The 1,534-nt window shown below is 41.6% G+C and carries 2 protein-coding genes; both read left to right on the top strand.

All coding sequences use genetic code 11. From position 1 onward, the window contains the following. Positions 1 to 214 precede the first annotated feature (214 nt). The gene (locus tag P9J64_17425) at positions 215 to 550 is read left to right on the top strand and encodes a hypothetical protein (protein ID MDG5470100.1); all 336 of its coding nucleotides are present in this window, start codon (positions 215 to 217) and stop codon (positions 548 to 550) included. Next, positions 543 to 1,430, top strand: a complete 888-nt coding sequence (locus P9J64_17420) for a response regulator (protein ID MDG5470099.1) — start codon at positions 543 to 545, stop codon at positions 1,428 to 1,430. The genes P9J64_17425 and P9J64_17420 overlap by 8 nt, the downstream gene beginning before the upstream one ends. Positions 1,431 to 1,534: the final 104 nt, after the last annotated feature.

Here is a 1,534-nt window from a genome sequence, read left to right as displayed (position 1 = left end):
TCAGGGGTACTGAGAATTTCTCTGTGTGTCAGAAATGCATGCCTAATTTTAGGGTATAATTATTTGCTCTGGCTAATAACCTTCCGAGGTAGGGAGGCTTCATTTCAAAGGCCTATTGGGTTTGGCTAAAATGCATAGTTCTCTAAAATATCTACTCCTGAGTTTGGTTGTGTCAGGGTGTGCTGGTCCAGAGACAATAATAGTCTCAAATTATTTGATCGAAAATAATGTGATCCCTGAAGTTGTATCCATGATTAAATTAGTTGTCCCAACAGACGACCCTATCTATCCAAACAAGATTTTATATATTGGTGAGACAACCAAAAGAGATACGCTAAGAGTTCTAGGGTCTCCCGATAATAGTGTCGGCTCAAGTTCTGGTCATAGCTATTGGGACTATTGTTACTCCCAAGGTAATAAAATTGCGCTGAAGATTTCACGGCAGAGATATGAGTGCAATGCCTTGCGCCTATATTTTGACAACCGTGAAATCCTTTATGACCATGCGCATGTCGTTAAAGCTTCCTATGCAGGAGCCAGTAGTGAATGAAATCATTAGTTGGATGATAGAAGTTGAGACAAAAGCCGCTAAGCTCTACGCTGATGCTGCAGTCACTTTTGCTGGTGATGATAAATTCGCTTGTTTTTTGTCTAAACTTGTCAACGAGGAGCAGGACCATATTAAATTGCTTGAAGAGTCGATGGCCTCTCTTTCGTGCGAGAGCATCGTCAAGGTCACCTTTCATTTTGATGATGACTTCCGGAATAAAATTTTAGCGCCTATTAATAATGCCCAACATTCGCTAAATAGAGGTGAATTAAGCCAAAGGGAAATGGTGGACGTAATTGCCGAAATTGAGTTCTCAGAATGGAATGAAGTGTTCATTTATGCCATCGAAGCTGCAAAAGTCTTAGGAGAAGAGTTTCAGCATGCGGCTTCTGAAATTGATCAACACCGAATACACATTCAAGAATACATTTCCGCTCTGCCTGATGGTGAGAGCCTCATCCAAAAAGTTAGAAGACTAAAGCCAGTATCAAATAAACGCGTGCTGATAGTCGAAGACAACGCGGCAGTGGCACGTATGCTCGAAGTTTTGACAATGGACGATGCAGAGGTCATTCTTGCCCGTGATGGAGAAGAGGGCCTTTCTCACATACAGGAAGGTCATTTTGACTTGATTGTTGCTGATGTCATTATGCCAAAAATGAATGGTATAGAGATGTACAAAAAAGCATTGTCAATTGACCCAACATTAGAGGGCCACTTCATATTCTTTACGGGAACAGAAGACCCCGAGCAACTGAATTTTCTGCAGTCATCCGATGTCACAGTCCTCCCAAAGCCATCTCCAGTAAAATTGATCTGCCAGGTTATTGATGAGGTTCTTGCGAAATCATCTCCTCGGCAGAACACTACTGTTCACTGATGAGATTTGAACAGTCAAGCTTATCAATGGAAATAGATTCACCAACGCCATGTTGACTGCACCCGATTAAAATGATTGTGATTGTAATTTCCCACAAGTCACGA

This window comes from Deltaproteobacteria bacterium IMCC39524, assembly GCA_029667085.1.
In the GTDB taxonomy this organism is placed as follows: domain Bacteria; phylum Desulfobacterota; class Desulfuromonadia; order Desulfuromonadales; family BM103; genus M0040.
Note: the sequence above shows the minus strand (reverse complement) of the source record. Positions and strands in the feature narration are given on the sequence as shown.